7 protein-coding genes are annotated in these 6,745 nt (G+C 50.5%); all 7 read left to right on the forward strand.

The window, feature by feature from the left end:
* Positions 1-670: 670 nt before the first annotated feature.
* Entirely contained in the window at positions 671-1,165 is a 495-nt protein-coding gene (locus DFQ01_RS30575) for a phosphatidylglycerophosphatase A family protein (RefSeq protein ID WP_110047688.1), read from the forward strand.
* Between the two features lie 143 nt (positions 1,166-1,308).
* Positions 1,309-1,497: a glutamate decarboxylase gene (locus DFQ01_RS30580; RefSeq protein WP_110047689.1), complete on the forward strand. Its 189-nt coding sequence runs from the start codon at positions 1,309-1,311 to the stop codon at positions 1,495-1,497.
* A 36-nt stretch (positions 1,498-1,533) separates the two neighbouring features.
* A complete protein-coding gene (accD, locus tag DFQ01_RS30585) occupies positions 1,534-2,418 on the forward strand; it encodes an acetyl-CoA carboxylase, carboxyltransferase subunit beta (RefSeq protein ID WP_110047690.1) in 885 nt (294 codons plus the stop codon).
* Positions 2,408-3,466, forward strand: a complete 1,059-nt coding sequence (locus DFQ01_RS30590) for an acetyl-CoA carboxylase carboxyltransferase subunit alpha (protein ID WP_110047691.1) — start codon at positions 2,408-2,410, stop codon at positions 3,464-3,466. Before accD ends, DFQ01_RS30590 begins: the two co-directional genes overlap by 11 nt.
* Before the next feature lie 33 nt (positions 3,467-3,499).
* Entirely contained in the window at positions 3,500-5,254 is a 1,755-nt protein-coding gene (gene pyk / locus DFQ01_RS30595) for a pyruvate kinase (protein WP_110047692.1), read from the forward strand.
* 87 nt (positions 5,255-5,341) lie between these two features.
* Entirely contained in the window at positions 5,342-5,827 is a 486-nt protein-coding gene (locus DFQ01_RS30600; RefSeq protein WP_110047693.1) for an acyl-CoA thioesterase, read from the forward strand.
* A 122-nt stretch (positions 5,828-5,949) separates the two neighbouring features.
* Positions 5,950-6,342, forward strand: a complete 393-nt coding sequence (locus DFQ01_RS30605) for an FxsA family protein (RefSeq protein ID WP_110047694.1) — start codon at positions 5,950-5,952, stop codon at positions 6,340-6,342.
* Positions 6,343-6,745: the final 403 nt, after the last annotated feature.

Raw genomic sequence — 6,745 nt, forward strand, 5'->3', positions numbered from 1 at the left:
TGCTATTTATCGCGAAAGAATGCTGTCACAGGCAGCTTAGTAACGGGGTTTCTGTATGAGTGTGTTTTCAAACTGCACTTTTTTTGACAACTCCATTTCTTTCATCATATCGCTAACACAAAAATAAGCGCAGTTTAACATCACCTAATCCATTTACCATTTCACTCACACCGAAATAAGCGCTGCGCAGCAGCGCTTATTTCATTTCCCCCACCCAAAGTAAGCTTTGCCCAAAGGGCACGCGATTCCTACCATCCAAGTGCGCGAATCACACCTCTGCCTATCCAACGTTTATCCTTCCGGGGTCCAGGGGTTGGAAACCCTGGGGCCCTCCCTAGCAGGAAGGGTTTGGGTGGGTAGAAATATTGGTTTGGGTGGGTAGAAATGTTGGTTTGAGTGGGTAGATATGTTGGTTTAAAAATATGGGAGTCCAAGGGGAAGTGTCCCTACAATCAGGAATTTAGCAGGTGGGGTCCAAGGGGCGAAGCCCCTACGTGCACGTCCGTTTTTTCATGCACAATTGTTCGGCATGCTGCATACATTTATGAGACACCGGGCATTCGCTGATTTTGTTGAATACAGGACTTGCCCGAGATGCGGCAGAGACCGCAAGCGACTTGCCGGCAGCATCCGTGTATTAACGACGCTCCGGCCCACGGAGGGATGACGATTGGCGAGCGGAAGCGAAAAAATCGAAGCGTGGTTGTTAAGACGCGGTGTATCCATTGGCGACGTTGCCGAAATTGTGTTTGCGCTGCAGCACCCTTATAATGCCGACCTAACGATGGAGCAGTGCGTAGAAAGCGTACGAGCCGTATTGGTGAAGCGCGAGGTGCAATATGTCATGTACACGGGCATTGCACTGGACGAATTGGCGGAGCGCAAGCTGCTGCCGCAGCCGCTGCAGGCGATCATGGAAACCGATGAATCGCTGTACGGCGTAGACGAGACGCTTGCCCTTGGAATTACGAATGTGTACGGCATGATCGGATTGACGAGCTTTGGCTATCTTGATAAAGTAAAGCCTGGCATTATTCGAAAGCTTAATTTGAAAGGCCAGCATATTCACGTGTTTCTGGATGACCTTGTAGCAGGGCTTGCAGCGGCCGCATCGGCGAGGATTGCCCACCAGGATCCAAAGGCGGCACAATACGACCTGCCATAGATTTTGCTGCTTGCAGCAGATGGTTCAAGAACCCCCTGGAAACATCGGCTCTCACCGCTTTGTTGCGGCCCGAAGAGAAGTTATGCTATCATAAGTTCATTATAGGGCCTGGAAACCGATGTTTTTAGGGGGTACAACCTTTCATGTGGACGGTCATCTATATCGCGCCTACAACTAGAATTGCAGACAATATCAAGAACCGGCTGACGGAGGAAGGCTTCCTCGTCCAGGTCAGGCCGATCAACCATTCGAAACAACAATATGAGATTTTGGTTCCGTCCGGCGAGCTCGAGGAAGTACAGGAAGTTCTGAACTCCATTCTTCACCCGTGACTCGACCTAATAACTGCGCCGTGAGAGGTGTCATTCGTGTTTAAGGACTTATTCCATAAGAAGAAATATGCGACAATTCCTTCCGTACCCGCTCCGACTGCGGAACGACCGAAGAAGGATATCCCTGAAGGGCTTATGAACAAATGCCCGAAGTGTGGTAACATCGCATTCACAAAAGAACTTGAAAAAAACTTGAAAGTATGTCCGTCATGCGGGCATCATTTCCGTTTGTCCGCTTGGGAACGTATCGGAATGACGCTTGATGACGGACGTTTGCTTGAAATCGACGCACATCTGGAATCCGGCGATCCGCTGACATTCCCAGACTACAAGAACAAGCTGCGCAAACAACAGGAGAAGTCAGGCCTGACGGAAGCTGTCGTAACAGGCGAAGGTGCAATCGGCGGTGTTCCGGTTGTTGTCGCTGTGATGAGCTTCGATTTCTTCACTGGCAGCATGGGATCGGTAGTAGGGGAAAAAATTACGCGGGCGATTGAGTATGCAGACGAGAAGAACCTGCCGATTATTATTTTCTCGACCTCAGGCGGCGCTCGTATGCAAGAAAGCATACTGAGTCTTATGCAAATGGCGAAGACAAGCGCAGCGCTGGCTAAGCTTCACAACAATGGCGGCCTGTACATCTCCGTCTTCACAGATCCGACGACAGGCGGCGTGTCGGCTAGTTTCGCAAGTCTTGGCGACATCAATTTGGCCGAGCCTGGCGCATTGATCGGTTTCGCAGGTCGTATCGTTATCGAACAGACGATTCGCCAGAAGCTGCCTGATAACTTCCAAACGGCAGAATTCAACCTGCAGCATGGCCAATTGGATAAAGTTGTCCATCGTAAAGACATGAGATCGATGTTGACGAAGCTGCTGGAACTGCACACCGTAAGGGGGGATTGGTCCGATGGCGAATGAGCTTCCATTCGAGAAACCACTAGTTGATTATCGCAGGAAGGTCGAAGAACTGAAGCGATTCGGCAAAGAGCAAGGGATCGATTTCTCTGAGGAAATTGCTCGTCTTGAGCTGAAATGCAAGCAACTAGAAGACGAAATGTACAGCGAGCTGTCGGCTGCGCAGAAGATGCATCTTGCAAGACATCATCAGCGTCCGACTTCGCTTGACTATATTCAGGCTATTTTTACTGATTTCGTGGAACTGCATGGCGACCGCTTGTTCGCTGACGATCTGGCGATCGTTGGCGGCATCGCAAGGCTGAACGGTGTACCGGTAACCGTTATTGGCCATCAGCGTGGTAAGGATACGCGCGACAATATCGCTCGTTTCTTCGGAAGTCCGCATCCGGAAGGTTTCCGCAAGGCGCTCCGTTTCATGCAGCAGGCAGTTAAATTTAATCGTCCAATCGTAACGTTCATCGATACGAAGGGCGCTTATCCGGGCAATACAGCGGAAGAACGCGGTCAATCCGAAGCAATTGCACGCAATTTGCGCGAAATGGCTGCTTTTGGCGTTCCGATTGTCTGTGTGGTCATCGGCGAAGGCGGCAGCGGCGGTGCGCTGGCGCTTGGTGTAGGCAACCGTGTCCTCATGCTGGAGAATGCGATTTATTCGGCGATTTCGCCGAACGGCGCGGCGTCGATTCTGTGGAAAGATGCTTCTCGTGCGGATGAAGCTGCAGAAGCGATGAAGATTACGGCTAAGGACCTGCTCGCGTTCCAAATTATCGAAGAAATCATTCCGGAGCCGCAAGGCGGTGCGCACCGTGATTTGACTACGCAGGCACAATCGATTCAAGGAGCGCTCGTTCGCCACTTGAAAGAACTGTCGGCCATGTCTTCGGAGCAGCTGATTGAGGACCGTTATAACAAATTCCGTAAGATCGGCGAGTTTTACGAGCGCCAAGAAGCGGAAACAATGAATGATAAGAAGCAAGAAATCGACAACAGTGCTATGAATGCTCAGCCAGAGCTTGATCTTGTTAAAAGCGTAAACCCAAGTGTGTAGTAACGTACCCCAAACGGAGGTTAGATTCAGATTATGCGCAAAACAAAGATTGTTTGTACGATCGGCCCATCGAGCGAATCGCTCGAGAACACAAAGAAGCTGATCGAAGCAGGTATGAACGTTGCTCGCCTCAACTTTTCGCATGGCGATTTTGAGGAGCACGGCAACCGTATCAAAAACCTGAAGCAAGCACGTCAAGAGCTTGGCACAACCGTTGCCATTCTGCTTGACACGAAAGGTCCTGAGATTCGTCTCGGCAAGCTGAAAGAAGAGCCGATCGAACTCGAGGCAGGCAAAGCGATTACATTGACGACGGAAGAAATTCTCGGCGACATTAACCGTATTCCGGTTACATACAAGAACCTGCCGAATGATATTTCTGAAGGCTCGACAGTGTTGATCGACGACGGTCTCATCGGTTTGACGGTTGAGCGCGTAGAGGGAACAGAAATCCACTGCCGCATCGTGAACAGCGGTCAAATCAAGAGCAAGAAGGGCGTTAACGTGCCAGGCGTGCACATCTCGCTGCCAGGCATTACGGAGAAGGACGCGGCTGATATCGTGTTCGGTATCGAGCAAGGCATCGACTTCATCGCAGCATCGTTCGTTCGCAAAGCAAGCGACGTGCTCGAAATCCGCGAGCTTCTTGAGAAGCACAATGCAAGCCACATTCAAATTATTTCGAAAATCGAGAACCAACAAGGCGTTGACAATCTCGACGAAATTCTTGAGGTTTCCGACGGCCTGATGGTTGCCCGTGGTGACCTCGGCGTTGAAATTCCAGCTGAAGAAGTTCCACTTGTTCAGAAGCGTATGATCGAGAAATGTAATCGCGTCGGCAAGCCGGTTATTACGGCAACCCAAATGCTCGACTCGATGCAGCGCAACCCGCGTCCAACGCGCGCAGAAGCAAGCGACGTTGCGAATGCAATTTTTGACGGCACAAGCGCAATTATGCTGTCGGGCGAGACGGCTGCTGGTAAATATCCAGTTGAATCGGTACAAACGATGTCCCGCATCGCAGAACGTGCCGAGGCAGCACTGGAATACCGCGAGCTGTTCGTGAAGCAAGCGAATGCGCAGCAAACTTCCGTAACGGAAGCGATCAGCCAAGCGGTTGCGAACTCTGCGCTTGATCTGGAAGCTGGTGCAATCGTTACGTCGACGGAGAGCGGCTATACGGCACGCATGGTGTCGAAGTACCGTCCGAAATCGCCAATTATCGCGGTTACGCCTAACGAATCGGTTATGCGCCGCCTGGCACTCGTATGGGGTGTTGTTCCTGCGTATGGCGCTGAAGCGGATACGACGGACGCAATGTTCGAAACGGCTGTCAAGGGTGCGCTTTCGACAGGTATCGTAGGTCTCGGCGACACGGTCGTTATTACGGCTGGTGTTCCAGTTGGCCGCGCTGGCACAACAAACCTGATCAAGATTCACCATATCGGTGAACTTGTTGCCAAAGGCCAAGGCATTGGTACGCAATCGGCAAAAGGTAAAGTTGTTGTTGCACGTACAGCAGCAGAAGCAATCGCAAAAACGACGGAAGGCTCGATTCTTGTTGTCGTAGCTTCCGACAAAGAATATATGCCAGCCGTTCAGAAGGCAGCTGCAATCGTAACGGAGCAAGGTGGAATTACGAGCCATGCGGCAATCGTAGGACTTAACCTTGGCATCCCAGTTGTGCTCGGTATTGAGCGCGCTACGGAGCTGCTGCAGGATGGTATGGAAGTAACGCTTTATGGTGAGACAGGCGTTATTTACACGGGACAATCTAAAGTATTGTAATAAGTATCTTTTTCGAGCGACGGTCATCAGCCGTCGCTCTTGTTCTAACTTGGGCTAATCTATTATTCGAGAAATGCAGGGATAAAGATGAACGATTCACAACAATGGCATGTTTATCCGCTTCGGGTCCGTTATGAGGAGACCGACCAGATGCGTGTCGTCTTTCACGGTAATTATTTGACATGGTTCGAGATTGGACGTACGGAGTGGATTCGACATGCAGGCTATGCCTATCGCGATATCGAGGCTGCGGGGCTGCTGCTTCCGGTAATCGACGTCGATTGCAAATATATAAAACCGGCTCGCTACGATGATGTTGTGCTTGTTTGTACCCGAATCGCCGATTATTCGCCAGTTCGTCTTGCGTTTGAATCACAAATTCGGCTTGGAGATGCTTCGCATTTGGCTGCCGGAGGCGGTTTGCATGATGGGGCTGAACTAGATAAACGCGAGCTGCTTGCAGCAGGCGGGACACGTCATATGTGGGTGAATGCCTCATTCAAGCCGACAAGGCTGGATCGTTCCATGCCAGAGCTGTACACGATGCTGCAGCAGTGTGTACAAGGCAGTTGATTTGGGTAATTAGTATTGAAGAGGAGAGCAATTTGCTTATAGATAGTATTACGCGGAAGTAAGCAAATTGCTTAGTATATGCTTTCGAAGCAAGCAATTTGCTTTTAGGAGGTTGAATCACCATGCGCAAATGGTTGCTCATCGTCATAGTTGGTCTCTTAGTCGATTGGTGGACAATTAGTGCGGTTGGAGCTTGGTTAGGCGGCGGTGTTTCGTTCTTGCTGCTGCTCTTGTCGGCTTTTGCCGGTTTTTATTTGATGCGCTCCGAGGGACGCAAGTCGTGGATGGAGATGCAGCAGCAGCTGCAGCAAGGATTGCCGCCAGGACATGCGATGTTGGATGGGTTTTGTGTTCTTCTTGGTTCTGTCCTGCTCATGCTTCCGGGCTTCCTGTCGGATATTATCGGTTTAACGCTGCTGTTCCCGTTCACGCGGCCGCTGTACAAGGTCTATATGCTCAGCTTCATCGAGAGAAAGCTGCGCAACGGCGGCTCGTTTACGATTCGTCGCTGGTGAATCGTAGCATGTCTTTTGGTAGCAAGGCTCCACTTCGGCAGGGAATGTTCTTCCGATCGCTGTGGTATTCGGATTCCCTGAACTATTAATCGATGAAGGAATCCGAATACCAAGGCGAGCACTAACGTTTCTCCAGAACAGTTCCCTTGCTTCGCTGCGAAGTTTAAAACGCTCTTCCCCAGCTTTGGGGGAGGGGTGAAATCAAAAAAAGGTTGAGTAGATGCTATTTTGGTATTATCCCCTTACGGTAGACAGTGAAAAAAGAATCCATGATATCATGGACTTAATCACTGTTGACCGGAGGGGATTTTTTCATGGCGAAAAAGGGACAAACGTTTACTCGATATGATGAGGCAACAAAGCTGGAGGCGGTTAGACTTCGCTTAGAGGAACAATGGAGTTA

This window comes from Paenibacillus cellulosilyticus (assembly GCF_003182255.1).
In the GTDB taxonomy this organism is placed as follows: Bacteria; Bacillota; Bacilli; order Paenibacillales; family Paenibacillaceae; genus Paenibacillus_T; species Paenibacillus_T cellulosilyticus.